The 26,223-nt window shown below is 71.9% G+C and carries 25 protein-coding genes; 8 read left to right on the top strand and 17 right to left on the bottom strand.

The genetic code is table 11. The features are described from left to right. Positions 1–61 precede the first annotated feature (61 nt). The 12 genes from moeZ to OG892_RS26920 all read right to left on the bottom strand — a co-directional run bounded on the left by moeZ (position 62) and on the right by OG892_RS26920 (position 14,852). On the bottom strand, positions 62–1,240 hold the full coding sequence (gene moeZ, locus OG892_RS26975) for an adenylyltransferase/sulfurtransferase MoeZ (RefSeq protein ID WP_073736569.1): 1,179 nt from the start codon (positions 1,238–1,240) through the stop codon (positions 62–64). Between the two features lie 85 nt (positions 1,241–1,325). Then, complete coding sequence (locus tag OG892_RS26970; RefSeq protein ID WP_073736570.1) at positions 1,326–2,168, bottom strand: spherulation-specific family 4 protein; 843 nt, start codon at positions 2,166–2,168, stop codon at positions 1,326–1,328. Further along, positions 2,156–3,121 (bottom strand): NAD(P)-dependent oxidoreductase, encoded by a 966-nt coding sequence (locus OG892_RS26965; protein WP_024493628.1) that lies wholly within the window; start codon positions 3,119–3,121, stop codon positions 2,156–2,158. Before OG892_RS26965 ends, OG892_RS26970 begins: the two co-directional genes overlap by 13 nt. Before the next feature lie 148 nt (positions 3,122–3,269). Further along, a complete protein-coding gene (locus tag OG892_RS26960) occupies positions 3,270–4,466 on the bottom strand; it encodes a hypothetical protein (protein WP_371630495.1) in 1,197 nt (398 codons plus the stop codon). 271 nt (positions 4,467–4,737) lie between these two features. Beyond that, a complete protein-coding gene (locus tag OG892_RS26955; protein ID WP_371631696.1) occupies positions 4,738–6,621 on the bottom strand; it encodes a glycosyltransferase in 1,884 nt (627 codons plus the stop codon). Positions 6,622–6,811: 190 nt separating this feature from the next. Then, on the bottom strand, positions 6,812–8,404 hold the full coding sequence (locus tag OG892_RS26950; protein ID WP_371630494.1) for a dipeptide ABC transporter ATP-binding protein: 1,593 nt from the start codon (positions 8,402–8,404) through the stop codon (positions 6,812–6,814). Further along, positions 8,401–9,390, bottom strand: a complete 990-nt coding sequence (locus OG892_RS26945; RefSeq protein WP_073736573.1) for an ABC transporter permease — start codon at positions 9,388–9,390, stop codon at positions 8,401–8,403. The genes OG892_RS26950 and OG892_RS26945 overlap by 4 nt, the downstream gene beginning before the upstream one ends. After that, positions 9,387–10,370, bottom strand: coding sequence for an ABC transporter permease (locus OG892_RS26940; protein WP_371630493.1), 984 nt, complete (start codon positions 10,368–10,370; stop codon positions 9,387–9,389). Before OG892_RS26940 ends, OG892_RS26945 begins: the two co-directional genes overlap by 4 nt. 2 nt (positions 10,371–10,372) lie before the next feature. Next, positions 10,373–12,100 carry an ABC transporter substrate-binding protein gene (locus OG892_RS26935; protein WP_328865512.1) on the bottom strand — a complete coding sequence of 576 codons (1,728 nt, stop codon included), beginning with the start codon at positions 12,098–12,100 and terminating at the stop codon, positions 10,373–10,375. A gap of 220 nt (positions 12,101–12,320) precedes the next feature. Continuing rightward, a complete protein-coding gene (locus tag OG892_RS26930) occupies positions 12,321–12,416 on the bottom strand; it encodes an Ms4533A family Cys-rich leader peptide (protein ID WP_327338899.1) in 96 nt (31 codons plus the stop codon). 157 nt (positions 12,417–12,573) lie between these two features. Beyond that, on the bottom strand, positions 12,574–13,878 hold the full coding sequence (locus OG892_RS26925) for a DUF3152 domain-containing protein (protein ID WP_328865513.1): 1,305 nt from the start codon (positions 13,876–13,878) through the stop codon (positions 12,574–12,576). Between the two features lie 8 nt (positions 13,879–13,886). Beyond that, positions 13,887–14,852 carry an alpha/beta fold hydrolase gene (locus tag OG892_RS26920; protein WP_073736577.1) on the bottom strand — a complete coding sequence of 322 codons (966 nt, stop codon included), beginning with the start codon at positions 14,850–14,852 and terminating at the stop codon, positions 13,887–13,889. A gap of 109 nt (positions 14,853–14,961) precedes the next feature. Between OG892_RS26920 and OG892_RS26915 the strand changes: the two genes are divergently transcribed. The 4 genes from OG892_RS26915 (at position 14,962) to OG892_RS26900 (ending at position 16,875) form a co-directional block, all read left to right on the top strand. Continuing rightward, positions 14,962–15,186: a hypothetical protein gene (locus OG892_RS26915; RefSeq protein ID WP_371630492.1), complete on the top strand. Its 225-nt coding sequence runs from the start codon at positions 14,962–14,964 to the stop codon at positions 15,184–15,186. A 169-nt stretch (positions 15,187–15,355) separates the two neighbouring features. Then, on the top strand, positions 15,356–15,997 hold the full coding sequence (locus OG892_RS26910; protein ID WP_073736579.1) for a TetR/AcrR family transcriptional regulator: 642 nt from the start codon (positions 15,356–15,358) through the stop codon (positions 15,995–15,997). Between the two features lie 132 nt (positions 15,998–16,129). Continuing rightward, complete coding sequence (locus OG892_RS26905) at positions 16,130–16,357, top strand: DUF3107 domain-containing protein (RefSeq protein ID WP_024490505.1); 228 nt, start codon at positions 16,130–16,132, stop codon at positions 16,355–16,357. A 248-nt stretch (positions 16,358–16,605) separates the two neighbouring features. Then, a complete protein-coding gene (locus OG892_RS26900) occupies positions 16,606–16,875 on the top strand; it encodes a hypothetical protein (RefSeq protein ID WP_073736580.1) in 270 nt (89 codons plus the stop codon). Between the two features lie 25 nt (positions 16,876–16,900). Here OG892_RS26900 and OG892_RS26895 read toward each other — a convergent pair whose 3' ends face one another. Then, positions 16,901–17,635: a ferritin-like fold-containing protein gene (locus OG892_RS26895; RefSeq protein WP_073736581.1), complete on the bottom strand. Its 735-nt coding sequence runs from the start codon at positions 17,633–17,635 to the stop codon at positions 16,901–16,903. A 451-nt stretch (positions 17,636–18,086) separates the two neighbouring features. Here OG892_RS26895 and OG892_RS26890 point away from each other — a divergent pair, with 451 nt between their 5' ends. Together OG892_RS26890 and OG892_RS26885 are read left to right on the top strand one after the other, a co-directional pair. Continuing rightward, a complete protein-coding gene (locus tag OG892_RS26890) occupies positions 18,087–20,030 on the top strand; it encodes a DEAD/DEAH box helicase (RefSeq protein ID WP_328865515.1) in 1,944 nt (647 codons plus the stop codon). Positions 20,031–20,128: 98 nt separating this feature from the next. Continuing rightward, on the top strand, positions 20,129–20,977 hold the full coding sequence (locus OG892_RS26885; protein WP_371630491.1) for an alpha/beta fold hydrolase: 849 nt from the start codon (positions 20,129–20,131) through the stop codon (positions 20,975–20,977). Between the two features lie 41 nt (positions 20,978–21,018). Here OG892_RS26885 and OG892_RS26880 read toward each other — a convergent pair whose 3' ends face one another. Continuing rightward, on the bottom strand, positions 21,019–21,906 hold the full coding sequence (locus tag OG892_RS26880; RefSeq protein WP_073736584.1) for an NYN domain-containing protein: 888 nt from the start codon (positions 21,904–21,906) through the stop codon (positions 21,019–21,021). Positions 21,907–22,128: 222 nt separating this feature from the next. Between OG892_RS26880 and OG892_RS26875 the strand changes: the two genes are divergently transcribed. Beyond that, on the top strand, positions 22,129–22,281 hold the full coding sequence (locus tag OG892_RS26875) for a hypothetical protein (protein WP_199884445.1): 153 nt from the start codon (positions 22,129–22,131) through the stop codon (positions 22,279–22,281). 74 nt (positions 22,282–22,355) lie between these two features. On the opposite strand, the gene OG892_RS26870 is transcribed toward OG892_RS26875, so the two are convergent. The 3 genes from OG892_RS26870 to OG892_RS26860 form a co-directional block, all read right to left on the bottom strand. After that, the gene (locus OG892_RS26870; protein ID WP_073736585.1) at positions 22,356–22,961 is read right to left on the bottom strand and encodes a MarC family protein; all 606 of its coding nucleotides are present in this window, start codon (positions 22,959–22,961) and stop codon (positions 22,356–22,358) included. Between the two features lie 174 nt (positions 22,962–23,135). Further along, positions 23,136–24,005, bottom strand: a complete 870-nt coding sequence (locus OG892_RS26865; RefSeq protein WP_328865517.1) for a PHP domain-containing protein — start codon at positions 24,003–24,005, stop codon at positions 23,136–23,138. 99 nt (positions 24,006–24,104) lie between these two features. Next, on the bottom strand, positions 24,105–24,749 hold the full coding sequence (locus OG892_RS26860; protein ID WP_073736587.1) for a DUF6758 family protein: 645 nt from the start codon (positions 24,747–24,749) through the stop codon (positions 24,105–24,107). Positions 24,750–24,906: 157 nt separating this feature from the next. On the opposite strand from OG892_RS26860, the gene OG892_RS26855 reads away from it, so the two are divergent. Next, complete coding sequence (locus OG892_RS26855) at positions 24,907–26,139, top strand: MFS transporter (protein ID WP_371630490.1); 1,233 nt, start codon at positions 24,907–24,909, stop codon at positions 26,137–26,139. Positions 26,140–26,223: the final 84 nt, after the last annotated feature.

The following is a 26,223-nucleotide window of genomic DNA, read 5'->3' as shown; positions in this document are numbered from 1 at the left end:
GAGTGAAGGGGCATTCGCCAACAGCGTCCGCGTGATGCGGACCGGCCCCTTCGAAAACGTTCTAGTACACCGGCTTCTCGGGCTCGATCTGGTTGACCCAGCCGATCACGCCGCCGCCGACGTGCACCGCGTCCGCGAAGCCCGCCGACTTGAGGACCGCGAGGACCTCCGCGCTGCGGACACCGGTCTTGCAGTTCAGCACGATGCGCTTGTCCTGCGGGAGGTCCTGGAGGGCGTTGCCCATCAGGAACTCGTTCTTCGGGATGAGCTTCGCGCCGGGGATCGCGACGATCTCGAACTCGTTCGGCTCCCGGACGTCGATCAGCTCGATCTTCTCGTCCGCGTCCATCCACTCCTTGAGCTGCTTGGGAGTGATCGTGGAGCCGAGCGCCGCCTCCTGGGCCTCCTCGGACACGACGCCGCAGAAGGCCTCGTAATCGATGAGTTCGGTGACGGTCGGGTTCTCGCCGCAGACCGCGCAGTCGGGGTCCTTGCGGACCTTGACCTGGCGGTACTGCATCTCCAGCGCGTCGTAGATCATCAGCCGGCCGACGAGCGGGTCACCGATTCCGGCGAGCAGCTTGATGGCCTCGTTGACCTGGATGGAGCCGATGGACGCGCAGAGCACGCCCAGCACGCCGCCCTCTGCGCAGGAGGGAACCATGCCGGGGGGCGGCGGCTCCGGGTAGAGGCAGCGGTAGCAGGGGCCGTGCTCTGACCAGAAGACGGACGCCTGGCCGTCGAACCGGTAGATGGAACCCCAGACGTACGGCTTGTTCAGCAGCACGGCCGCGTCGTTGACGAGATAGCGGGTGGCGAAGTTGTCCGTGCCGTCCACGATCAGGTCGTACTGGGCGAAGATGTCCATCACGTTCTCGGCTTCGAGCCGTTCCTCGTGAAGGATCACGTTGACCAGGGGGTTGATCCCCTGCACGGTCTCCTTGGCCGACAAGGCCTTGGACTTGCCGATATCGGCCTGGCTGTGGATGATCTGGCGCTGCAGGTTCGACTCGTCGACCTCGTCGAACTCCACGATGCCGAGCGTTCCGACACCGGCGGCGGCCAGGTACATCAGGGCCGGCGAGCCGAGACCGCCGGCGCCCACACAGAGCACCTTCGCGTTCTTCAGCCGCTTCTGCCCGTCCATCCCGACATCGGGGATGATCAGGTGGCGGGAGTACCTGCGGACCTCGTCGACGGTGAGCTCAGCAGCTGGCTCGACCAGGGGTGGCAGCGACACAGGAACCTCAACAATGCAGGTGGTCGGTTTCTACGTACTTCGACTACGTACGGTTGTTCTTGCGGTAACACTGCCACGCCCCCTCTCATTCCGAGATACCAGGTCCGATCCGCGAGACGATTTCGTCCCAGTAGCTGGGCAGCGTCGCGAATGGATTGGTTTGTCCACGCCTGTGCGCCGGATCCGCCGCCCCGGTGCGGTCGGTGAAGAAGATCGTCCCGGCGCCCTGCCAGCGCGCGATCCGCATCGCCTCCTCCAGATGGCTGCGCGGGACGCCGTGGACGAAGTGCGCGAACCGGCCGGGCGGATAGGCGGCGGTCCACTCCGCAACCTGCGACCAGCGGTAGTCGGTCCACGGGCCGCGAAAGGTGACGAGCTGGTCGGCGGCCTCCGCGTAGCCGGGGTACGGGTGGGTGTCGTGGCCGAGCACCAGGTGCCCGCCGTCCCGCGCGCTGTCGCAGTCCGCCAGGAGCGCGGCGAGCGTGCTGGTGAGCCGGCGCACCGCCGGGAGGCCGGGGCGGTCGGCCGGGCACCGGTCGAGGTAGAAGCCGTCGACGCGGTACCAGTCCAGGAAGGACCGGGCGTCGGTGAGCAGTTCGTCGAACGGCCGGTTGCCGAAGGCCAGATCGAGCCGGCCGAGCAGCCGGCCGGCGGAGGCCCGTACGGTGTCCAGCGCCTCCTCGCCGTGCACGGCCCGTTCACGGGCGTTACGGAGTCGGCCCGCGGCCTCCAGGCAGTGCGGGTCGGGACGGGTGCCGGGGCCGTTGTCGATGTCGAGGACGGCCCAGTGCAGCGGGGTGCCGGGGCGGGTCAGCTCGGCCCATTCGACGGGTGCGAGCAGCGGGTGGGCGTAGCCGGGGACGCCGAAGCCGAGCCGGTCCGCGCCGCTGGTGCGGCGGGCCGTACCGCTGCTGGTCAGATACGGCACGCCGCCTCCATCCAGATGTCCGCGAGGGACTCCTCCAGGTTGATCCGGGGGCGCCAGCCGAGCCGGTCCCTGGCCGTGCGGACGTCTGCCTGCTGCCAGGCGCCGCAGCCGTCCGGGTAGGGCGACGGGGTGGCCGAGAGGTGCTCCATGACCGATTCGGCGGAGGTGCGGGGGGCGCCGATGGGCAGCCGGGCAGGGGGCGTGTCCAGCTCGTGGAGCGCACCGGCGTACCCGGCGACCTTGGCGAGTACGGCGGCGGCGTCACGCAGGCGCACGGCCCGGCCGGTGCCGATGTTGACGACGCCCTGGGCGGCGGAGAGCGAGGCGGCGTGCACGGCGCGCGCGACGTCGCGCACATCGACGAAGTCGCGCTGCACGCCGAGGCCGCTGAGCTTCAGCTCGCCGTCACCGGACTGCATGGCGCGGCGCATCGCCTCCGCGAGCCGGCCGAGCGGGGAACCGGCCGGGGTGCCGGGGCCGACCGGCGAGAAGACCCGCAGCACCACCGCGTCGAGGCCGGAGCCGAGGACGAGTTCGGTGGCGGCGAGCTTGCTGACGCCGTACGGGCCGCCGGGGCGCGGGATGGCGTCCTCAGCGGTGGACGAGCCGGGCTGCGAGGGGCCGTACTCGGAGGAGCAGCCGACCTGGACCAGCCGGGCGGTGCAGCCGCTGCGCCGCATCGCCTCGCAGACGGTGGCGACGGCGACGGTGTTGTGGCGGGTCAGGTCGCGCGCCCCGCCGCGGGTGGCGCCCGCGCAGTTGACGACGACTCCGGGGTGGACGGCGTCCAGGAAGCGGGTGAGGGCTCCCGGGCTGCCGCTGGCGAGGTCGAACCGTACGTCGGCGTCGTCACCGCGGCCGAGCGCCGTGAGGTGTACGGCCGGGTCGGCGAGCAGCCGGTCGGCGACGAACCGGCCGAGGAATCCGTTGGCTCCGAGCAGCAGCACCCTCATCGTGCGCCCCCTGGGTGCCGACGGCGGGCTGCCGGTGCGAGGTATTGGGGGGTCATGTCCGGTGTCTCCTTGAGGCAGTTGCGTACGGTGCGGGAAGGGACCCGCGGCGTCGGCTCCGCGGGGTGTCGGTGGTGCGTCGTGGTGTGCGTCAGGCGGCGGTGTGGGCGGAGGCTCGGGAGAGCGCGACGGTGGCGGTGGTCAGCAGGCCGAGCGCGGCAGCGCCACAGGCCACGGCGGGTACGGCTCCGGCGCCCGCCGCCGCCACGAGGGCGTCGACGGGCCGGGCGAGGGGGTGGAGACCGGGCAGCCGCCCGGCCAGGACCAGGGCGGGGGCGGCGGCCTCGACGGCGCAGGCGGCGGCGAGTCCGGTGGCGGCCGGTTCGGGGAAGCCGTGGACGGTGAGGAGCCGGGCCAACAGGAGCAGTACCCCGAGTCCGGCCGCCCCGACGGGTGCTCCGCCCCCGGTCCCGAGTCCGGCCAGGTACAGCAGCCCGGTGACGGCGCAGAGGAAGGCCGTGACGGCGCCGAACAGCAGGGGGCGCACGCCTGCCGCGAACTCCTCGAGTGCGCGGCTGCCGTTGAGTTTGCGGTGCGCGTGCACCGAGAAGAGGTGCGCGCACCAGGCGGCCGGGGCGACCGCGACGGCGAGCCCGAGCAGCGGCGCCGGGGTGATGTCCCAGGGGCCTTCCGGTCCGCCGCTGAGCACCTGGTGGAGCAGGGCCTCGCCGTACAGGGCGTAGCCGAGCAGCCAGCAGCCGTACAGGTTGGCGGCTCCCGTGGCGCGGCCGCCGGTGGAGAGCGGCCCGGTGCGCAGGGCGACGGCGAGCCCGACGAACGCGAGGAGGGCACCGCCGCTGCCGATGGCGAGCCGTGCCTCGCCGCCGAGCACCCCGTCGGTGAGCCGCAGCGTGAGCAGGGTCGCCAGGCAGGCGGCGCCCGGCAGCAGCGCCCGGAGCGACCACGCGGCGCGCGTCCGGATGTCACGCGCCGGAGCGGAGAGCACCGCGACGGGCTCCCGCGGGATACCCGGTACCCGTGCGAACAGCTCCTCCGCGAGCGAGAAGACGTCACGGTGCCGGTAGCGGGCGGCGGTGCGGTCGGTGACGCCGTGGGCTTCGAGCCCGGCGGCGATCTCCAGCGGGTCGACGGCGCGTTCGCAGAGTTCGCGGTGCCGGTGCATGAGCGCCTTCACCGGGTCGGCGGGACCGCGCCGCCCGGTACTGAGCTTGCGCGCCGGGGCGGCGTGCGCGATCTCGGGGGCGCGGGGGGAGAGCGCGGAGGAGGCGGAGGAGGTGGAGTGCGCGCCGGGCGCGGCGGACGTGGAGTGCGCGGCGGGCTGGGTCACGTGCTCCGGGGCGACTTGAGCCGGCGTCTCGGGGGGCTCAGGGGCGGTCCCGGCCTTCGCCGTCCCCCCTGACCCGACCTTCGCCGTCCCCCCTGACCCGGCCGGTGAACCGGGGACGAGCGCCCGCGAGCGGGGGTCCCAGCCACTTCCGGTCGCCGGTGTACCGGGTACCTCGGTCGGGCGGCCCATCGTCGTTCCTCCGTGCTCCTCACCGGGGGCGCCGGGTGTCCCGGTCCGGTCCGTACGGCGGCCCGGTCCGGCCGCTTCCTGGTCACGCATCGCCGTCCCCCGCTCCGCGCGCCCCCGCGCAGACTCCGCTCCCGGCCCAGCTGGGTGTGCGCTCGGCCGGTCCCGGGGCGAGGCCTTCGTCCGGCTCCGGCCACAGGTCGAGGACATGGGCCTCCGGCGGGGTGGCGAAGGGGCGCGGTCCGCCGTCCTCGTTCGCCGTCGCCGCGCCCCTGCGCACCGGCGCCCGAGCGATCAGCTCCAGGTAAATGGAGCGAAATGCCGCGAGGTTCTGTTCGACCGTGAAGAGTTCGAGCGCGCGGGCGCGGGCGGCCGCACCCAGGCGCGCACGGCGCTCGGGGTCGCGCAGCAGCGCCAGACAGGCGTCCGCGAGCGCCCGGGGATTGCGCGGCGGCACCACGAGCCCCGTCCCGCCGATCACCTCGACGACCGCGCCGACATCGGTGGAGACCGTGGCCCGGCCGCAGAACATCGCCTCGACCAGGCTGATCGGGAAGCCCTCGACCACGCTGGAGAGCACCACGATCCCGCCGGCCGCGTACGCCTGGGCGAGGTCGGGGACCTCGGCCCCGCCGATCTCCTCGAAGGAGACCGGGTTGTCGCCCACGGCGTGCGCTCCGGCGGCCTCGTCCGGGAAGAGCTGGGCGGCGAGCGCCCGGCACTGGGCGAGGTAGCCGGCACCCTCCGGCCCCTGGGCCGCCGCGCCGATGATCCGCAGCCGGGCGTCGGGCTCTGCCCTGCGCACCTCCGCGAAGGCGTGCAGCAGGGCGACCAGGTCCTTGGCGGGCTCGATCCGGCCGACCCACACCAGGGCGTCCGGGCCGCCGTCGCCCTCGGTCTCGCCCAGCGCCGCGAACCGGCCCGACTCCATGCCGGGGTAGACCGTGCGCACCTTGGCGGGGTCCGCGCCGCAGCGCTCCTGCCAACGGCGGGCGTGGGTGTTGCCCGGGGTGATCAGCGCGGCCTGGCGGTACACCTCGGCGGCGAGCCGGCCGTGGAAGTTCGCGAGGAGGGCGCGCACCGGCGCACTGAGCGGGGTGCCGGCCGCCGCGAGGTAGTGCGACCGCAGGCGCACGGAGTGCTCCGTGACCAGCAGCGGCACGCCGAAGAAGCGTTTGGCCAGCAGGCCGGGCAGGGCGGCGGCGCCTCCGGAGGCGGCGTGGCAGAGGTCCACGGCACCGAGGCCCTCCTCGTCGTACCAGTCGAGGGAGAGCGGGCGGAGCACCCGGTCGAGTTCCGCGGCGAAGGCGAGGAGGTCGGGGACGGTGGCGGCCTGGACGGTGCGGCCGGTGCCGGGCGCGCGGCAGGCCGCCTCCAGGATCCGTACCGCGGTCTCGGAGCGGAGCGCCGCGGGAAGCCCGCCGTGTTCGCAGGCCAGTTCGGCCAGCCCGTAGAGGCCGTCCGTGAACCGCGCGTCATCGGTGAAACGCGCGTCATCGGCAAGCCGTCCGGCATCTGTGAAACGCGCGTCCCCATCCGGCCGCGCGCCCGCAACGGGCCGTCCGTCATCGCCGGGCAGCCCGTCCTCGGGGCCGTCGCCCCGCTCGGCCAGGGACGCGCCCGCGGCGCAGACCGCGGTCGCGAGCGCCGTGAAGTGGGTGGTGAAGCGCCGTCGTTCACGCCGTCCGTAGGAGTGCGCGCCCCCGCCGGTGAGCAGTCGTGCGAGCAGCCCCCTGGGGGCGTGCAGGCCCAGGGCGTCCTCGTCGGCGGTCCACAGCGGCGCCGTCCGCACCCGGCTCACCTGGAGGGGGAGCTGGACCCAGCCGCGCGCCTCCTGTTCGGCGTCCCGGCTCAGCGCGAAGAGATCGAACTCGTGTTGCGACAGCCCCCGCACCAGACGGTCGCACCAGAGTCTGGACTCACCGGTCGCATACGGATAACCACCGTCGGTGAGGAGTCCGATCCGCACGAGCACACCCCCGATCTCCCTTGTGGGCGGCCACCGTTGGATCGGCGACTCGCAGCGGGACGACCGTAAGCGGATACGCCGGTGGTGCGACGGACGGTTGTCCGTCGCACCACCGAAAGGGGTGAACCGGCGTAACTTTCCCACCCCTGTAGCGTTCCGTCGCGCTATAGAGGCGGTCGGCTACGTACGGTCAGGCAGCGGCGGCCTCCGCCCGCGCCGCACGGCGGACCACCGCGAGGGCCGGATCGAGCGCCGGAACGGCTGCCAGGAGCTGCCTGGTGTACGGGTCGCGGGGCGCTCCGTAGACCTGTTCCACCGGGCCCTCCTCGACGATCCGGCCGTGGCGCATGACGGCCACCCGGTCGCTGACCTGCCGGACGACCGCGAGATCGTGCGCGATGAAGACCAGCGCGAGTCCCAGTTCCCGCTGGAGTTCGGCCAGCAGCGCGGTCACCTGGGCCTGGGTCGTCACGTCGAGGGCGGAGACCGCCTCGTCGCAGACGATCAGCCTGGGCTCCGCGGCCAGCGCCCGCGCGATGCCGACGCGTTGGCGCTGTCCGCCGCTGAACTCGTGCGGATAGCGGTCGTACTGCTCCGGATCGAGCCCGACGCGCTCCAGCAGGTCCCGTACGCGCGCCCTGATCGCGCTCTCGTCGCGCTGCCCGCGCGCCCGCAGCGGGTCCGCGACGGACTCGCCCACGGATCGGCGCGGGTTGAGCGAGGAGACCGGGTCCTGGAAGACCATCTGCACCCGGTCCACCCGGCTGAGCCGGCCGGAGGTGGGCTCCAGGAGGCCGACGAGCATCCGCCCGAGGGTGGTCTTGCCGCTGCCGCTCTCCCCGACGATGCCGAGCGTCTCGCCGTGGCGGACGGTGAGGGAGACCCCGTCCACGGCGGCCAGGGCGGACTTCCCCCGCCCGAACACCTGCCGCAGGCCGTCGGCCTCGACGAGCACCTCGGCCGTGTCGGGGACAGTGTCCCCGGCCGAACCGCCCGTACCGCCCGGCTCCGGAGCGATGCGCGGAACCGCGGAGAGCAGCGCCTTGGTGTAGGGCTCGCGCGGCGCGCGCAGGACCTCGGCCACAGGCCCCCGTTCCACCGCGAGGCCCGACCGCATGACCAGCACCTCGTCCACCGACTCCGCCGCCACGCCCACGTCATGGGTGACCAGCAGCAGCCCCATGCCCGTCTCCCGGCGCAGGTCGTGCAGCAGGTCGAGGATCTGGGCCTGGACGGTGACGTCGAGCGCGGTCGTCGGCTCGTCCGCGATCAGCAGCTCCGGCTCGCAGGCCAGCGCCATCGCGATCAGCGCGCGCTGCCGCATCCCGCCGGAGAACTCGTGCGGCCGGGAGCGGGAGCGGCGTACCGCGTCGGGAATGCCGACCCGGTCCAGCACCTCGACGGCCCTGGTCCGGGCCGCCCGCCGGGAGACCCGGTTGTGGACCCGGTACACCTGGGCGATCTGGTCGCCCACCGCGTAGTACGGGTCCAGCGAGGAGAGCGGGTCCTGGAAGACCATCGCGGCCTTCGCCCCGCGCAGCCCGCGCAGTTCGGCGTCCCCGGCGGCCTGGACGTCCACGCCCGCGACCCGGACCGAGCCGCCGACCTTCGCGCCGGTCCCCCGGTGCAGTCCGAGCAGGGCGTATGCGGAGGCGCTCTTGCCGGAGCCGGACTCACCGACGACGCCGAGCGCGCCGCCCGCCTCCAGCGAGAACGACAGTCCGCGCACCGCGTGCACGTCGCCGAAGGAGATCGAGAGATCGGTGACCTCGACGAGGCTCATGACAGCACCACCCGACGGTCGGCCATCGCCTGCAGAATGTCCGCGACGGCATTGGCGAGGACGACGAAGAACCCGGTGACGAGCACCAGGCCGACGACGACCGGGAGGTCCACGTTCCGTACGGCCGCGACGAGTTCGCGGCCGACCCCCGGAATCCCGAAGAGGGACTCGGTGAGCACGGCGCCGCCGAACATCGCGCCGATGTCCACGGCGCCGAGCGCGATCACCGGGGCGAGCGCGCCGCGCAGGGCATGCCGTCCGACGATCACGCGTTCGCTGACCCCGTACGCCCTGAAGGTGCGCACATGGTCCTCCGCGAGCGTCTCCAGCATCGAGGCGCGGGTCATCCGCGCGTACGGGGCGGCGGAGACGAGTGCCAGGGAGATCCAGGGCAGCAGCAGGTTCCAGGCCCACTGCTCCGGATCGTCCGTGAACGGCACGTAGTCCGGGAACGGCAGGATCTGCAGCGCGGTGACGCAGATGATGATCAGCAGCAGACCGATCACGAAGACCGGCGTGGCCATGCCGGCCAGGGTGATCCCGGTGAGGACGCGCTCGGTGGCGCGGCCGCGCCGCCACACCGAGAGCACTCCGGTGCCGACCCCGAGCACCATCCACAGCACGAAGGCGCCGACGGCGAGCGAGGCGGTGGCCGGCAGCTTGGCGACGATCAGCTGGGTGACCTGCTGGCCGCTCTGGTACGAGAGTCCGAGGCAGGGGGCCTGGCAGTGCACCACACCGGTTCCGGTGGAGTAGTCGCGGCCGGTGACCAGGGCCTGGAGGAAGTGCGCGTACTGCAGGTACACCGGGTCGTCGAGCCGCAGTTGTTCGCTGACCTGGGCGACCTGGGCGGGCGAGCAGCGCGGACCGCAGGCGATCTGCGCGACGTTGCCGGGTGCCACGTAGAACGCGGCGTAGACGACGACGCTGAGGGCGAGCAGTACGAAGAGCGCTCCGCCCAGGCGCCGCAGCAGGAAGGACGTCATGCCCCGGCCTCCTTCTTCGCGCCGGTGCCGATCCGCAGCCGGGAGGCGGCGCGCGGGTCGAGCGCGGTGCGCACGCCCTCGCCGAGGACGGTGAGCGCCAGCACGGTGACGAAGAGCAGTCCGGCCGGGATCAGCAGATAGGTGGGCGCGGCCTGGTACCAGGTGTCGGCGTCACTGAGCATCTGTCCCCAGGACGGCGTGGGCGGCTTGATGCCGACGCCGAGGAAGGACAGCGCCGCCTCGACGACGATGTTGGACGGGAAGAGCAGGACGGCGTACGTGATGACGGGCGCCGCCAGCGCGGGCAGCAGCTCGCGCCGGGCGATCTGCCAGGGCCCCCAGCCGCTCAGCCGGGCGGCGGCGACGTGGTCGAGCGATTTCAGGGCGAGGGTCTTCGCGCGCACGATCTTGGAGATGTGGGTCCAGCCGACCAGTCCGACGAGCAGCGCGATCAGTACCGGGCGCGGGAATCCGGCCGGCACGACGGCGAGCGCGCCGAGGGCGGCGACCATGACCGGCAGGGCGACCATGACGTCGGTGATCCGGCTGAACACCTGGTCGACGAAGCGGTTGCCGAGTCCGGCCGCGAGGCCGACGGCGACGCCGATGGCGACCTGGAGCAGCGTCGCGCCGAGCGCCACGCCGAGCGAGACGCGGGCGCCGTAGACGACGCGGGCGAAGAGGTCGCGTCCGGTGAGCGGTTCGACGCCGAGCCAGTGCTCGGCGCTGATCCCGCCGAAGGAGCCGAGCGGCACCCCGCCGGTGGCGGAGTCGACGAGATCCGGGTGGTACGTGGTGGGGTTCTGGCCCTCGATGCCCGCGAGCAGCGGTGCGGCGAGGGCGGTCAGGACCAGCAGGGCGACGAGGACGGCGGCGACCAGGGCGGAGCGCCTGGTGCGCAGCCGCCGCCAGAACGGATGGGCCCCGGGGGCGGGGGCCTCGACGGCCCCCGCCCCCTTGACCAGCAGTGCTTCGGTCATGGCTACTTGACCGCGACCTGCGAGATGTCGAGCACGCCGGTCCAGTCGCTGATCACGATGTTCTTGACGGACTCGCCGTACAGGCGCTTGTAGACCGGGTGGAACAGCGGCACGGTCAGCGCCTGCTCACCGACCTTCTTGTCGAGCGCGCCCCAGCGCTTGGCGGCGGCGCTCAGGTCGGTCAGCTTGTTGATCTCGTCGATCTCCTTGTTGACCGCGGGGTCGTTCAGCTGGGAGGAGTTGAAGTTGTAGCCGGCCTTGACGATCTGGCGTCCGTCGAAGATCGGCGCGAAGAACGGGCCGCCCGAGGGCCAGTCGGCACCCCAGCCGGCGAGGAAGAAGCCGGGCTCGGTCTTCACGTTGTAGACGGTGTCCGAGTAGGCGTTGTCCTCAAGGCCCCGGAGCTTGACGGTGATGCCGGCCTTCTTCAGCGCCTCCTGGAGCGCGGTGGCGATCTCGGGGCTGGTGGCGAAGTTCTTCTCGTTGTCGTGCGTGAGGGTGACGGTCAGCCCCTTGGGATATCCGGCCTCCTTCAGCAGCTCCTTCGCCTTGGCCGCGTTGCCGTTCTTTCCGGCCGGGAAGGCGTCGTACGGCGTGTAGCCGAAGGAGGCCTGGTCGGGCAGGAAGGTGGTGGCGGGCTCGGCGAGCGAGGAGCCGCCCGCGGCGTTGACGACGGAGGTGCGGTCGACGGCGTACGAGATCGCCTGGCGCACCTTCGGGTTGTCGAACGGCTTCACCTTCGGGTTGAAGGCGATGTAGTTGCTGTAGCCGAAGTGGCCGGTGCCGACCCGGGCGGCGAGCTTCTTGTCACCGCTGACCTTGGCGAGCTCGGCCGGTCCGAGGTTGGTGTCGGTGGTGACGGCGGCGGCGTCGGCGCCCTGCGAGGCGGACAGCCGCTGGTTGATGACGGCGGAGTCGAGGCCGGAGCGGACGTCGATCCGGTCGGGGTAGGCCTTGCGCTCCTCGTCGGTGGCGGCCGACCAGTGGGTGTTGCGCTCCAGGACGAGGCGCTCGCCGTCGCCCTCGTTCTTGACGACCTTGTACGGGCCGGAGGAGAGCGGGTGCTCCTCGTACTTCGTGCCGGTGTCCTTGGCCTTGGGCACGGGAGTGGTCTGCGTCTGGCTGGCCAGGAAGGGGAACTCGCCCTCGGGCTTGTTGAGGTGGAAGACGATGGTCTTCGCGTCGGGCGTCTCGATCGAGTCGAGGCCCTTCTTGTCCTTGTACGGGCCCTGGTAGCCGGCCCCGCCGATCAGCCAGTCGCGCAGGTAGGGCGCGCCGCCGGAGAGTTCGGCGGCGAAGGAGCGCTCGACGCCGTACTTGATGTCGGCGCTCGTGATCGCGGTGCCGTCCTCGTACTTGAGGTTGTCCTTGAGCGTGTACGTCCAGACGGTGGCGTTCTTGCTGGGCCTGCCGAGGTCGGTCGCCAGGTCGGGGACGACCTTCGAGCCGGCCGCGCCGTCCTCCCGGTTGCGGGTGGTGAGGGTGCGGAAGACGAGTGAGGGGACGTTGCCGCCGCCGGAGGTGTAGAGCCGGCCGGGGTCGAAGTCCTCCTGCGGGGCGCTGTTCAGGACGGTCAGCGTGCCGCCCTTCTTGGGCGCGCCCGCCGCGCCGGAGCTGTCGTCGCTCCCTTTGCCGCTGCCCTCTGGCCCGCAGGCCGCGGCGGTTGCGGCCACGACGAGTACTGCGGCGGCCGCTGCTGCGCGGCGCGATATGACGGACGGTTGACGCATCGGAAGATGACCTCTCGGAGAACTGCCTGGGTGGGGGATACGGGAACGGATCCGTGCAGGCGGCGAGAGGGACATGTGCGTACGACCGGTCGGTACCGGGACCGGAACACTGGTAACTGCCGCGCCTGCGGACGGAGTACGCCCGGTGCGGCAGTCGGGAAGGGGCCGGCGGGCCCGTCAGGGCTCGGACGGCGGGGGCCGACGCGCACTCGGGCAGGCGTCAGCAACAGTCGACGTCGGCGACACTGTGCCCGGTCACACCGATGAGCGCCAGCTCGATGGCTGCGCGTTCGGAGGTGAGGGGGCTGTGTGACATGCCGAGAAATATGCGCGACAGACGGCACGACGTCAACGCGACATGAGACGGTCGTCTCACCATTCGGACACGATGATCGGGAGATCACCCCCGGCGGTCCGGCGACCGGCCCCCCGGACACCGGACCCGCACCCCCTCACGCGACCGCGGGCCGGGCTCAACCCTTCGGGTACATCCAGGCGTTGGGCCGGCACTTAATGTTGTCGATATCGAGCGATTTGGTCTGCTGCTGCATCACCGGAGCGAGGGTGCCCGGCGTGCGGCAGCTCACATGGTTGTGACCCAGCCGGTGGCCCACCTCGTGGTTGATCAGCATCTGGCGGTAGGAGTAGAGCTTGTCCGGGCCGAAGGTGGACGAGCCCTGGGCCCAGCGATAGGCGTTGATCATCACGCGCTCGGTGGCGGCGGAGTCGCAGGAGACGTTGTCCACGGTCGTGTCCAGGCCCGACTTCTCGCACCAGACTCCGGTGGTTCCCGGACTGGCCAGCGTGATCACGAAATCCGGATCGCCGGTGGAAATCCGTTCGAAGGTCATCGCGCCGTCGTGCGCCCAACTGCGTTCATCATTAAGGGTTTTCTGGACCGCCTCGGCGAAGAGCGCGGAGTCGAGCCCGAGCCCCTTCTCGACATCGATCCGGTAGACGTGTGTGTGCCCCTTGCCCGGGGCCTTCGCCGCTCCGGGGACCGCTTCGAATTTCCCCGAACCCTTGAGTTTCGGTGCCAGCGGATAGGGCTTCGCCATTTTCTGCTCGTACGTCAGAGGCTTGACCGCCACCTTGGGCGCGGGGGTCTTCCTGCCGTCCGAACGGGAGGCGCCGCCGGTGTCGTCCCGGTCGACGCCCGCGGCCTGCGCGGCACCCGAGCGGCCACCGCCGTCGTGGGCGACCTGGCCCGCCACGACCACCGCGAGCACCGTGGTCACCGCGGCGGCCGCGATACCGGTGAAGGTGCGGCCCCTGCCGCCTCTGGAGTCCTTGGGCGCGTCGTCCTCGCCGCCGGGCGGCTGCCCCTCCCCCTCACCGGGGGAGCCGTACGGCTCGGCCGGGGCGTCCTGCTCCGGTGCCGGGCCGCGGGACGGCCGGGCGTCGAACGCCTCGACGAACTCCCTGCGCGGTCCCGGCAGCAGCGGCTTGGTGCCGGCCCCCTGAGCCTGCGGACGCGCGGGCGCCGGGGCCTGGACACCGGTGCGGCCGGGTCCGCCACGCGCCGGACCCGGCCGCTCGACGGTTCCGGCGCCCCAGCCGCCGCCGGGTTCACGCTGCTCCGGGTGGCCGCCGCGCACCTGGGGCGCGCCCTGGAACGGGGTGGGGCCGCCGGTGGCCGGTGGCGCCTCGCCCGGCCGCCTGCGTCGGCCGTTGCCGGGTGCCGGCCTGGTGGCCTCGCGCCCGGCACCCGATTCCGCCGGGGCGGACCCGGCCTCAGGGGCATTGAGCCCAGGGCCCTTTCGACTGTGTCGTCCCACGCCCCGGATCAGCTCCCGCCGTCTTCGTCGAGCAGTTCCCGGAACGCCTGGGCGACCGCCTCCGGGTACTCCATCATCGCCACGTGCCCCGCGTCGGGCAGGGCCAGCAGCCGCGAATCGCGGAAGGCCGCGGACGCCCTGCGTGCCATCCGGTACGAGACGAGCCGGTCCCGTCCGCCGTACACGAGCTGGGTCGGTGCGAGCACCCGCTCGGCCTGACGCCACAGCCCGTGCTGACCACCCAGCGTGTACGCATCGACGATGCCACGTGCCGAGCGCGCCATGGCGTCCCAGAAGTACGGCAGTTCCAGCCGCCGTTCCATTTCGGCCACCGCCGCGCGGAAGCCCGTCTCCGAGACGCGTGCCGGATCGCCGTAACAGAGTGCCATGACTCCGCGGGTGCGTTCTTCCGCGGTCCAGTCCCGGGTCATCCGGGAGAACAGGGATACGACGCCCGGAACGGCGAGCAGCGCGGTCGGCGCGGCCGACAACTGCACCCGGATCTCGGGGAGCGCGGGCGAGATCAGGGTCAGCGTGCGCACCAGGTCGGGGCGGACCGCGGCGACCCTGGTGGCCACCGAGCCGCCCAGCGAGTTGCCGAACAGGTGGACGGGCCCGCGCTCCTCCGCGTCCAGGAAGCGGATCACCGCGCGGGCGTGGCCGGTGACCGAGTAGTTGCCGTCGTCCGGCGGCGGGGAGTCCCCGAAGCCCGGCAGGTCCAGTGCCTCACCGTCCACCACGTCCTGGAGCAGCGGCATCAGCGCCGACCAGTTCTGCGAGGAACCGCCGAGGCCGTGGACGTAGAGCGCGGGCGCCAGGCCCGTCCGCTCCGGCGGCCGCGATCGGACGTTCAGCGTGAGTCCGGCCAGTGCGACGGAGCGGAGTCTCTCGCCCTCCGCGACCCTGACGGTGCTCACCGTGGGGGCCACCGCTGCGGCGGCGGCACGGACTCCCGGCAGCTCGGTCGAAGACATGCGGCAATGTTACGAGACGATCACACCGCGATTCGTGTGTTCGCCGTCACACATCGCATAGCGGCATCGGGGCCCTGCTCCTAGGCTCGGAGCAAGGAAGGGAGCCACCATGACGGTCGACCCCAGTGACCCGGAGTCCTTCGAGGACGTCCAGCCCGACGGACCCGGCCAGGAGACACCCGAGGCGGACGCCGCCGAGCAGCAGGCGGAGCTGCGACCCGGGAGCGACGAACCGCTGACGGAAGTCGACCGGAACCGTGCGAACGAGGCGGACGCCGCGGAACAGGCCCGCGCCGTCTCGCACGACGAGCACGACGAGGACGATTACCGCTGATACGTCCCGCTATACGGCAGAGGTCACCGGGAAATGCGGCTACCGCGGGCGTCCGGTCCGTGAAATTCTGCGTCCGCGCCGCGCATACCCCGGTTACCCGAAAGTACGATGGCGGTATGGCGCAGCGAGTACGGAACGGCTGTGTCGGAACACAAATTTGGGAGGCGGCGTGACAGCCATCGAGCAGACCGAGGCGGCGCGCCCGCGGGGCACTCGCCTGCCGCGTCGCGCCCGACGCAATCAGCTCCTGGGCGCCGCCCAGGAGGTCTTCGTCGCGCAGGGCTACCACTCCGCCGCGATGGACGACATCGCGGAGCGGGCCGGGGTCAGCAAGCCGGTGCTCTACCAGCACTTCCCGGGCAAGCTGGAGCTCTACCTGGCCCTGCTCGACCAGCACTGCGAGTCGCTGCTCCAGGCGGTCCGCACGGCGCTCGCGTCGACGACCGACAACAAGCTGCGCGTGGCCGCGACGATGGACGCCTACTTCGCGTACGTCGAGGACGAGGGCGGCGCCTTCCGGCTGGTCTTCGAGTCCGACCTCACCAACGAGCCCGCCGTGCGCGAGCGGGTGGACCGGGTCTCGCTGCAGTGCGCCGAGGCGATCTCCGACGTGATCGCCGGTGACACGGGACTGTCCAAGGACGAGTCCATGCTGCTCGCGGTCGGCCTGGGCGGGGTGTCCCAGGTGGTCGCCCGCTACTGGCTCTCCAGCCGGTCCGCTATCCCGCGCGACACGGCGGTGGAGCTCCTCACCTCGCTGGCCTGGCGGGGCATCGCGGGCTTCCCGCTGCACGGCATCGATCAGCACTGAGCGGGGCGGCCGGCGCCCGTGTTCGCTGCGGGCGTTGCCCGCGGACCCCTGGTCACCGTCCGCAGCGGGCTAATGTGTGCTGCGTACGGCGCGGTTCACCGCGCAGGGACTGACCGTCGGAGGGACATAGCCGTGGAGGTCAAGATCGGGGTGCAGCACACGCCCCGGGAGATCGTTCTGGAGAGCGGGCTTTCCGCCGAAGAGGTCGAGAGCGCGGTTTCCGAGGCTCTCGCCGGCAAGGCGCAGCTGCTCAGCCTCACGGACGAGAAGGGCCGCAAGGTCCTGGTGCCGGCCGACCGGATCGCCTACGTGGAGATCGGCGAGCCCAGCACACGACGGGTGGGGTTCGGCGCGCTCTAGCAACGCGCACGGACACAGTGACCGTGGAAGCGGCCCGGCGGGGGATTCCCCGCCGGGCCGCTTTCCGTTGCGCGTCCGGCCGCCGCCCCCGCGCGGCGGCCGGACGTTTCATGGACGCCAGTCGAATTCCTGTGCGTTCCTGTGCGACGGCTGGGCGAAGCCTGTCCGCGGGATGATTGTGTTCCGCGGCCCGGGGGTAGTACCGCGTAGACCGAGTTGCCCGCCCCGTACCTGCGAGGTGATCGTCTGTGATCTTGGAAACCCTGGGCTCCGTCGTGCTCGGACTGGCCCTCTCCTGGGCGGCACTGCGCTCCCTGTCGCCCCGTCTCCCGTCCCGCCGGACCGTCTTCGGTGCCGGAGCGCTGGGAGCCCTGTTCGGCCTGTATCTGATGCACTCGGTGCTGGGCCCCGGCCACGCGGCGGCGACGATGATCGGCGCGGCACTCATCTCCGCGGTGACGGTGTCCCTGTTGATCCGCCCGAGCAGCCGCCGGATCAACAGGTCGGCGGCCGCCTGACGCCGGGGGCGACCCCTGGGGCTTTCTAGGCCGCCAGCCCCAGGGTGGCCATCCGCTTCGTGTGCGCCTCGGTGATCCGCGAGAACATCCGGCCGACCTCGGCCAGATCGAATCCGCCGGCCACCCCGCCCACCAGCATGGTGGACAGCGCGTCGCGGTCGGCCACCACGCGCTGCGCCTGCGAGAGCGCCTCGCCCATCAGCCGCCGCGCCCACAGGGCGAGCCGGCCGCCGAGCCTCGGGTCCGCCTCGATCGCGGCGCGCACCTTCTCGACGGCGAAGTTGCCGTGGCCCGTGTCGTCGAGCACGGCGAGCACGAGGGAACGGGTGTCCGAGTCGAGCCTGGCCGCGACCTCACGGTAGAAGTCGCTGGCGATCGAGTCACCGACATAGGCCTTGACCAGGCCTTCCAGCCAGTCGGACGGGGCGGTCTGGCGGTGGAAGTCGTCGAGCGCCTTCGCGAACGGCTCCATCGCACCGGTCGGCTCCACCTCGATCGCCGTCAGCCGGTCGGTCAGCCGCTCGAAGTGGTGGAATTCCGCGGACGCCATCCTCGCCAGCGCCGCCTTGTCACCCAGCGTCGGCGCGAGTTTCGCGTCCTCGGCGAGCCGCTCGAAGGCCGCCAGCTCCCCGTAGGCAAGTGCGCCCAGCAGGTCCACGACGGCGGCCCGGTACTGCGGCTCCGTGGACGCGGTGGCCCAGTCCTGATCGGCGATTCGGGTGGATGCGGGCGTTTCGGTAGCGTTGTCAGGCGTCTCCATGGAGCGCAGAATAGCCCGCCCGCCGAGACACGGAAGGGTCCGGCCGCAGACTGACGTCACACCGTTCCGATGAATTCGCCCAACACAGATGCGCGAATCCGGGGTACAGTGGTATTGCGCTTACTGAGCATTTTGCAACTGCTCGTGGCGCGAAATTGAATGAGGATGCCCGGTCGGTGGCCCGATCGGCTCCGACCCGACAGCCCTCCACGCGAGGCGTACGCCACGTACGACCGCAGATGAGGGGCCCCCTCAGCGGCACGAGCGCTCGAGCGACGGCAGTGGTCCCGCGCCACCCGGCCCATCCACGGCCGGATGACCAACCCCGGCACGGTACGACCCCCTTCGTTCGCCTCGGACCGCGTTTCACAGAAGAGGCAATACCCTGACTACGTTCCGAGACCTCGGGATTCTTCCCGAGACGGCCGAGGCACTTGAGTCCGTCGGCATCATGTCCCCCTTCCCCATCCAGGAGATGACGCTCCCCGTAGCGCTCTCCGGCTCCGACGTCATCGGACAGGCCAAGACCGGCACCGGCAAGACGCTCGGTTTCGGGCTGCCGCTGCTGGAGCGCGTCACCGTCCTCGCGGACGTCGAGGCGGGCCGGGCCGCGCCCGAGAAGCTGACCGACGCCCCGCAGGCGCTGATCGTCGTCCCCACCCGCGAGCTGTGCCAGCAGGTCACCAACGACCTCCTGACCGCCGGCAAGGTCCGTAACGTCCGCGTTCTCGCGATCTACGGCGGCCGGGCGTACGAGCCCCAGGTGGAGGCCCTCAAGAAGGGCGTCGACGTCGTCGTCGGCACCCCGGGCCGGCTGCTCGACCTGGCGGGCCAGCGCAAGCTCGACCTCTCGCACATCCGCGTCCTCGTCCTCGACGAGGCCGACGAGATGCTGGACCTGGGCTTCCTGCCCGACGTCGAGCGCATCATCACGATGCTGCCGGCCAAGCGGCAGACCATGCTGTTCTCCGCGACCATGCCGGGCGCGGTCATCAGCCTCGCCCGCCGCTACATGTCGCAGCCGACGCACATCAACGCCACCTCGCCCGACGACGAGGGCACGACCGTCAAGAACACCGCGCAGTACGTCTACCGCGCGCACAACATGGACAAGCCCGAGATGGTCTCGCGCATCCTCCAGGCCAACGGCCGCGGACTCGCGATGATCTTCTGCCGCACCAAGCGCACCGCCGCCGATATCGCGGAGCAGCTGGAGAAGCGCGGATTCGCCTCCGGCGCCGTCCACGGCGACCTCGGCCAGGGCGCCCGCGAGCAGGCGCTGCGCGCCTTCCGCAACGGCAAGGTCGACGTGCTCGTCTGCACCGACGTCGCGGCGCGCGGTATCGATGTCGAGGGTGTCACCCACGTCATCAACTACCAGTCGCCCGAGGACGAGAAGACGTACCTGCACCGGATCGGCCGGACCGGCCGCGCGGGTGCCAAGGGCATCGCGATCACGCTGGTCGACTGGGACGACATCCCGCGCTGGCAGCTGATCAACAAGGCCCTGGACCTGAAGTTCCCGGACCCGCCGGAGACGTACTCCACCTCCCCGCACCTGTACGAGGAGCTGGACATCCCGGCCGGCACCAAGGGTGTCCTGCCGCGTACCGAGCGCACCCGCGCCGGTCTGCGGGCCGAGGAGATCGAGGACCTCGGTGAGACGGGCGGCCGCGGCCGCAAGTCCGCCGCCTCCGCCCCCGCACCCGCCGTCCGCGAGGAGCGCCCCCCGCGCACGCCGCGTCAGCGCCGTCGCACCCGGGGCGGTTCCGCCGCGGAGGAGAACGCCGCGACAGTGCCCGCACCGGCCGCTGAGGCCGTCGAGGCCCCGGTCGCCGTCGAGACACCGGCCGCCGAAGCACCCACCGAGCCGCGCACGCCGCGTCGGCGTCGGCGCGGACGCGTCGGTGTCCCGGAGGTCGCGGCCGAGGCCGTGGTGGAGGTGGCGCAGACCCCGGTCGTCGTCATCGACACCGAGCCCGCGGTGAAGACCAGGACCAGGGCGTCCAGGGCCAAGGCCGATGTCACGGTGGAGGTGGCGGCGGAGGCCGTGCCCGCCGCCACGAAGCCGCGTCGCAGCCGCGCCCGGGTCGTGAAGCCGGTGACGGAGGAGGTCGACTTCCAGACCGCCCCCGTGGCCGAGCCCGTCGCAGAGGCGAAGACGGTGACCAAGCCGCGCCGCCGCGCCCGGGTGATCAAGCCGGCCGAGGACGAGGTCGACTTCCAGATCGCGCCGATCGCCGAGCCCGAGAGCGACACCAGGGCGCGTCGTCGCCCCCGTGCGGCCGCGAAGCCGAAGACGGAGGCCGTGGCGGACGCCTCGGTCACCGAGGGCGAGGCCAAGCCGCGCAGGCGTCGGGCACCGCGAGCGGCCGCAGCGAAGACCGAGAGCTGAGACCGACAGCCGAGACCGGCGCCTGATGGCGCCGGAGTGCCCGAGGGGCCCGGGGATCTCCCCGGGCCCCTCGGGCGTTCACGACATAACCTCGTCCCATGAGCCGGCCACCCACCTTCGCCCCGCCCCCCGGTACCCGTGCCCGTGCGCTGCACACCGCGCGCGGGGACTTCGCCGTCCTGGACGCGTCCCCACCTACCGCACCACGCGGCACCGCGCTCCTGCTGCCCGGCTTCGGCGGCAGCAAGGAGGACTTCATCGCGCTGCTGGAACCGCTCGCGGAGGCCGGCTACCGCGTGGTCGCCGTCGACGGGCGCGGGCAGTACGAGAGCGACGGGACGGACCGCCAGGAGTCCTACGCGCAGGACGAGTTGGCGCGTGACGCCCTCGCCCAGACGGCCGCGCTCGGCCTCGGCGGCAGCGCGGTCCACCTGCTCGGGCACTCGCTCGGCGGGCTGGTCGCACGCGCCGCGGCCATCCTGGATCCGGCGCCGTTCCGGTCGCTGACCCTGATGTCCTCCGGGCCCGGCGTGGTCGTCGAGCCCCAGCGGGTCAAGCTGAAGATCCTGGGCGACGCGCTGGCGACCATGGGCATGGACCAGGTCTGGGAGGCCATGCGCGCCTTCGACCCGCCCGCGGAGGCCGAGGCGGACGGCGGCGAGGACCTGCGGCGGCGCTGGATGCGCCACCGGCCCGCCCAGCTGATCGCCACCGGCCGCCAGCTGGCCACGGAGCCCGACCGGGTGGCCGAGGTCGCCGCCACCGGGCTGCCGGTCCACGTGGTCTCCGGCGAGCGCGACGACGTCTGGCCGGTGCCGCAGCTCGACGCGATGGCCGAGCGGCTGGGCGCCCGGCGGACCCGGATCGAGGGCGCGGAGCACTCCCCCAACACGGACCGGCCGGGGCCGACGGCTGCCGCGCTGGCCTCCTTCTGGGACAGCCTGTAGGCAGCACGGGGCTCCCGGGCGGCCGCGGTTCGGTACCGCGTTCAGTACTGCGACTGGAGGTGCTGCCAGAAGCCGTCGCGCAGCGCCCGCCGCAGATGGGCGTGGCCGCGCAGCGAGTGCTGGAGCAGGCGTTCGGCCTCGACCAGCAGGTCCTGGTCGACGGAGCCCGGCAGGTACGGGTGTCCGGGGAGCAGGTCGGCCAGGGAGTCGCGGCCGCGGGCGGAGAGCCAGGTCGCGGCGATCTGCGTGCCGACGAATCGGACGTCGTCGCGCGAGGGTGCCGGGGAGTCGTCCTCGTAGGTGGTGACGGGCCGTCTGGTCACGTAGGGGCGGCAGAAGTCGAGGTCGAAGGTGCGCTGGCTGTCGACCTCCCAGAGCAGCGGCTCGGCCTGGTTGCGGCCTTCGCCGGCCTCGATGCCCCACAGGTGGACTCGGGCTCCGTACCCCTGTGCGGCCTCGACCGCGGAGACCAGGTCCTCGTCGCCGCCGACGAGTGCGGCGTCGCTGATGGCGCGGTGGCGGGCGAGGGATTCGAGGTCGGTGCGGATGAGTGAGTCGACGCCCTTCTGCTGGTTGTTGGCGTTGAGGTTGCCGAGTCTGACCTTGACGTCGGGGAGCTCCGCGATGGACTGCTGCTCGACGGTGTGGATCCGGCGCCTGGCCCCGTCGTACCAGTAGACGCGCAGGAGGCGGCTGTCCGCGAAGATGGTGCGGGCCTTGTCGATGAAGGCCTCGATCAGCCCCTCCGAGTCGAGGTCGAAGGAGCGCCGGTCCTCCGTGCCGGTGACGAGCAGCCCGGCCGCGGCGTACACATAGCCCGCGTCGACGAAGATCGCGTGGGTCGAGGGGGTCTTCGACACCTCGGCGAGCACCCGCTGGAGCAGCTCATTGGTGCGGTCCAGGCGCTCGCCGATCTCTGCCTCGTTCATACGGGCCTCGTCGCGGATGTAGTCGTCCGCGCATGCTCGGTTACCTGCTGGTACTTAGACATCCAAAAAATTTCCTTAGCGTAGGGAATGATTGCAGGGAGCAAGCCGTTGTACACCTCGTGGGGCGCGAGACGTACCAGCCTGGCGCTCCTCATCCTTGCGGACGGGTCACCCGTCCTCCCAGTAGTTCTCCAGCAGGAGGATCAGACGAAGGGAAGCCGTATGCGCTTCGAGATCATGCGACTCGACGATGTCGACGGTACCGCCGTGGACAGCACCGTCGTGGACGCCGCCTCCGTCAACCGGATCGTGCAGCAGGCCGCGGCATTGGGCCAGCGCATCTATATCCGCCCGGCCGACACCTCGGCTTCGTAACACCTTGCCGATATAAAGACGAGCGCCCCCGCACGGATCGATCGTGCGGGGGCGCTGTGCCGCGCGGGGCCGGGTCAGGCGTTCTGGATGACCTGGGTGACGCCGTTGATGATCTGCTGCACGGCGATGGCGGAGAGCATCATCCCGGCGAGCCTGGTGACCAGCACGACGCCGCCGTCCTTGATGACCCGGATGATCAGCAGCGAGTAGCGCATGGTCAGCCAGAGCACGACGTGCATGGCGACGATCGCCGTCCAGACCGAGAGCTGGCTCCCGACGCTGTCGGCGTGCTGCACGGCGAGGATCACCGAGACGATCGCGCCGGGACCGGCGAGCAGCGGCATGCCCAGGGGGACGAGCGCCACGTTGACGTCCTTCGTCTGCGTCGGCTCGTCGGTCTTGCCGGTCAGCAGGTCCAGCGCGATCAGCAGCAGGAGCAGTCCGCCCGCGATCATCAGCGCGGGTACGGAGACGTGCAGGTAGTCCAGGATCTGCTGGCCGAGCACTCCGAAGACGGCGATCACGCCGAAGGCGACGGAGACCGCCTGGAGCGCCATCTTGCGCTGCGTCTTGGCGGGGCGGCCGGCGGTGAGGGCCAGGAAGATCGGGGTGATTCCGGGCGGATCCATAATCACAAAAAGCGTGAGAAAAAGGGATCCGAAGACAGCGACGTCGAACACAGTGAGCCTTGCGGGGAGAGAGCGGGAATGCGGCGGGGGCAGCGCACCGGACCGTTGCCGGACCGGCTGCCGCCGGAGGGTTCCGGTGGCAGCCGCGGCAGGCCGGTGCGCGGGGTGGGACGGGCGGCGTCGCGATGCGTGCGCCGCCGGGGTGGAGGGGTCGCGCGTGGGCCGTTACGGGACGAGCGGTCCGCCGGCTCCCGGCACCGGGAAGGCCCCGGTGGCGCGCCGGGTGATCTCGCCGTAGATCTCGGGGTCGGTGACGTTCTCGCCGAGCCTTACGGTCTTGCGGCTGCCGTGGTAGTCGCTCGACCCGGTGGCCAGCAGCCCCAGCTCGCGGGCGAGCCCGCGCAGCCTGGCCCTGGTCGCCTCGTCGTGGTCCATGTGGTCGGCCTCGACACCGCCGAGCCCGGCCGCGGCCAGCTCCGCGATGGCGGATTCGGGGACCACGTGGCCGCGTTTGACGGCGCCGGGGTGAGCGAGGACGGTGACGCCGCCGGCGGCCTTGACCAGCCGGACCGCGTCGAAGGGGTCGAGCTCGTGCTTCTCGGCGTGCGCGCGACCGCCGTCGGCCAGCCACTGCGGGGTGAAGGCGTCGGAGACGCTCGGCACGACGCCGAGTTCGACCAGGGCGGTGGCGATGTGCGGCCGCCCGACCGATCCGTCGCCGGCGATCCGCGCGACCCGCTCCCACTCGACCGGCACGCCGAGCTCCTGGAGCTTGCGCACCATGGTCCTGGCGCGCGGCACCCGGTCGTCGCGCACCAGCTCGCGCTCGCGCGCCAGCTCGGGCTCGTCGGGGTCGAAGAGGTACGCCAGCATGTGCAGGCCGCCCACGCCGTCGAGCCGGCAGGACAGCTCGGCGCCGGTGACCAGGGTGAGTCCCTCGGGCAGTGCCGCGATCGCCTCCGCGTGCCCGCGGACCGTGTCGTGGTCGGTGAGGGCGACGACGTCCAGACCCGCGGTGGCGGCGTTCCGCACCAGCTCGGCGGGGGTGTCGGTACCGTCCGACGCGGTGGAGTGGGTGTGCAGGTCGATGCGCACGACGCGGACTCCAGTGCTCGCGGCCGGATGGGGGGACGCCCAAGGATAACCGGCGGACGCGTGGATTCCGGACCCGGCCGGAGGCCGCCCGGCAGCCGCTCAGGGCCCGCCGAGCAGCCGGGGGGTGAGCGCGCCGCAGGGCACCAGGTCGACCTCTCCCCCGGCGTCACGCAGATCGGTGAGCACCAGTTCGTCGTACATCAGGAGTCCGGACTGCTCGGGCCAGACGATCGCCCAGAGCCACAGGCCGCACGCCTCACCGGCGAAGACGGCCCGGTCGTCGGGGGCGTCCTTCACGTGCCAGAGCGGGGTCGGGCGTCCGGCGGCGAGCACCTTGACGTCCGGCGGGCCGTCCACCCGCAGATACGGGCCCGGGTCGGGGCCGTCGATCCCGGCGTACCGCGCACCGAGTCCGACGCCGAGCTCCTCCGCGACGAGCAGCAGCTCACCGATGCCGCCGAGCGGCCCCGGTCCTGAGCAGGCGACTGCGGTCGCCCGGCCGCCGCCCCGGTCGTCGCCCGCGCACGCCACACCGGTGAAGAGCCAGCCCACCGGCAGCGGCCAGGGCATCCACACCGGCACCCGGGCGCGGTGGACCACCACACCGAGCGCCTCGACGCTGGGCGGGATGACCGGCTGCATCGGCTGCACGCTGCCGTGCACGTCGCACTGCCAGGTGTCGTCGAAGAAACCGGGCGCCTTGACCCGGCCTCCGCACTTCGGGCAACTGGGTTCGCCCCTCATAACCACCAACCGTCCTCCCCGGCCGTCGCCGCGTCAAGGACGATCACCCTTCCGCCGCGTGGCTCTCATCAGGGGATTTAGATGTAGCTTGCATTTATTAGCCGCTCTAACTTATTCTGTGCATAACGCATCGATCTAGTGGAGAGCGAGTAGTCCCATGCAGGGAGAGGATCCGTTCGACCAAGGGACGGTCAGCATCCTGCGCCAGCCGAAGGCCGTCTGGGCCACAGCGGGCGCTTCTGTTGTCGCGTTCATGGGAATCGGCCTGGTGGACCCGATTCTGCCGTCCATCGCCAAGGGCCTCGAAGCGACACCGAGCCAGGTGTCGCTGCTCTTCACCTCCTACTTCCTGATCACCGCCGTCGCGATGCTGGTCACCGGTTTCGTCTCCAGCCGCATCGGCGGGCGCAAGACGCTGCTGGCCGGACTGGCGCTCGTCGTGGTCTTCGCCGCGCTGTCCGGCACCTCGTCCTCCGTCGCGGAACTCGTCGGCTTCCGGGCCGGCTGGGGCCTGGGCAACGCCCTCTTCGTGTCGACCGCGCTCGCGGTGATCGTCGGCGCGGCGGCGGGCGGCAGCTCGGCGGCGATCCTGCTGTACGAGTCGGCGCTCGGCCTCGGCATGGCCTGCGGGCCGCTGCTCGGCGCACTGCTCGGTGACGCCAGCTGGCGCTACCCGTTCTTCGGCACGGCCGCGCTGATGGCGATCGGCTTCGTCTGCATCACGGCGTTCCTCAAGGAACAGCCCAAGCCTGCCCGCAAGACCTCACTGCTGGACCCGATCAAGGCGCTCGGCCACGGCGGGCTCGCCTCCGTCGCCACCTCGGCGTTCTTCTACAACTACGCGTTCTTCACGATCCTGGCGTTCACGCCGTTCGTACTGAACATGTCGCCGTACAAGTCCGGCGCCGTCTTCTTCGCCTGGGGCCTGCTGCTCGCGGTCTTCTCGGTACTCGTCGCACCGAGGCTGCAGAAGCGCTTCGGCTCGCTCAAGGTGGTCGGCGCCTCACTGGTACTGCTCGCCGCCGACCTGGTGGTCCTCGGCTACGGGAACCACACCACGGCCATCGTCTGCACGATCGCCTCCGGCGCCTTCATCGGCATGAACAACACCGTCTACACGGAACTGGCACTCGGGGTGTCCGACGCGCCGCGTCCGGTGGCCAGCGCCGGTTACAACTTCGTGCGCTGGTTCGCCGCGGCCGCCGCGCCCTTCCTGGCCCCGAAGATCGAGGAGTGGAGCAACATCCACATCCCGTTCGTGGTCGCCGCCGTCGCCGCCGTCATCGGCGCGATCGTCATCCGGGTACGGCGCTCGGCCCTGAGCCACGAGGCGGAGGAGCTGGAGCCGAAGCACGCCACGGAGGACGGCGTCACGGTCTTCGCCAACTGAGCCGCCGGACCGGGGCCCGCACCGCCCCGGTCCCGGTCCCGCCCCCGTACCGCCCCGCCCGTGGCCACCTCCTCGCCGCGCGGC

Origin of the sequence: Streptomyces sp. NBC_00341, assembly GCF_041435055.1 — a bacterium.
Classification (GTDB): domain Bacteria; phylum Actinomycetota; class Actinomycetes; order Streptomycetales; family Streptomycetaceae; genus Streptomyces.
Note: the sequence above shows the minus strand (reverse complement) of the source record. Positions and strands in the feature narration are given on the sequence as shown.

Excerpts from the sequence above, each read along its gene's own strand:
- OG892_RS26885 (WP_371630491.1), top strand. The coding sequence starts at position 20,129 with ATGAGCCGGCCACCCACCTTCGCCCCGCCCCCCGGTACCCGTGCCCGT.
- OG892_RS26890 (WP_328865515.1), top strand. The coding sequence starts at position 18,087 with ATGTCCCCCTTCCCCATCCAGGAGATGACGCTCCCCGTAGCGCTCTCC.
- OG892_RS26940 (WP_371630493.1), bottom strand. The coding sequence starts at position 10,370 with ATGACCGAAGCACTGCTGGTCAAGGGGGCGGGGGCCGTCGAGGCCCCC.
- OG892_RS26945 (WP_073736573.1), bottom strand. The coding sequence starts at position 9,390 with ATGACGTCCTTCCTGCTGCGGCGCCTGGGCGGAGCGCTCTTCGTACTG.
- OG892_RS26930 (WP_327338899.1), bottom strand. The coding sequence starts at position 12,416 with ATGTCACACAGCCCCCTCACCTCCGAACGCGCAGCCATCGAGCTGGCG.
- OG892_RS26920 (WP_073736577.1), bottom strand. The coding sequence starts at position 14,852 with ATGTCTTCGACCGAGCTGCCGGGAGTCCGTGCCGCCGCCGCAGCGGTG.
- OG892_RS26880 (WP_073736584.1), bottom strand. The coding sequence starts at position 21,906 with ATGAACGAGGCAGAGATCGGCGAGCGCCTGGACCGCACCAATGAGCTG.
- OG892_RS26855 (WP_371630490.1), top strand. The coding sequence starts at position 24,907 with ATGCAGGGAGAGGATCCGTTCGACCAAGGGACGGTCAGCATCCTGCGC.
- OG892_RS26875 (WP_199884445.1), top strand. The coding sequence starts at position 22,129 with ATGCGCTTCGAGATCATGCGACTCGACGATGTCGACGGTACCGCCGTG.
- OG892_RS26950 (WP_371630494.1), bottom strand. The coding sequence starts at position 8,404 with ATGAGCCTCGTCGAGGTCACCGATCTCTCGATCTCCTTCGGCGACGTG.
- OG892_RS26935 (WP_328865512.1), bottom strand. The coding sequence starts at position 12,100 with ATGCGTCAACCGTCCGTCATATCGCGCCGCGCAGCAGCGGCCGCCGCA.
- OG892_RS26860 (WP_073736587.1), bottom strand. The coding sequence starts at position 24,749 with ATGAGGGGCGAACCCAGTTGCCCGAAGTGCGGAGGCCGGGTCAAGGCG.
- OG892_RS26895 (WP_073736581.1), bottom strand. The coding sequence starts at position 17,635 with ATGGAGACGCCTGACAACGCTACCGAAACGCCCGCATCCACCCGAATC.
- OG892_RS26965 (WP_024493628.1), bottom strand. The coding sequence starts at position 3,121 with ATGAGGGTGCTGCTGCTCGGAGCCAACGGATTCCTCGGCCGGTTCGTC.
- OG892_RS26915 (WP_371630492.1), top strand. The coding sequence starts at position 14,962 with ATGACGGTCGACCCCAGTGACCCGGAGTCCTTCGAGGACGTCCAGCCC.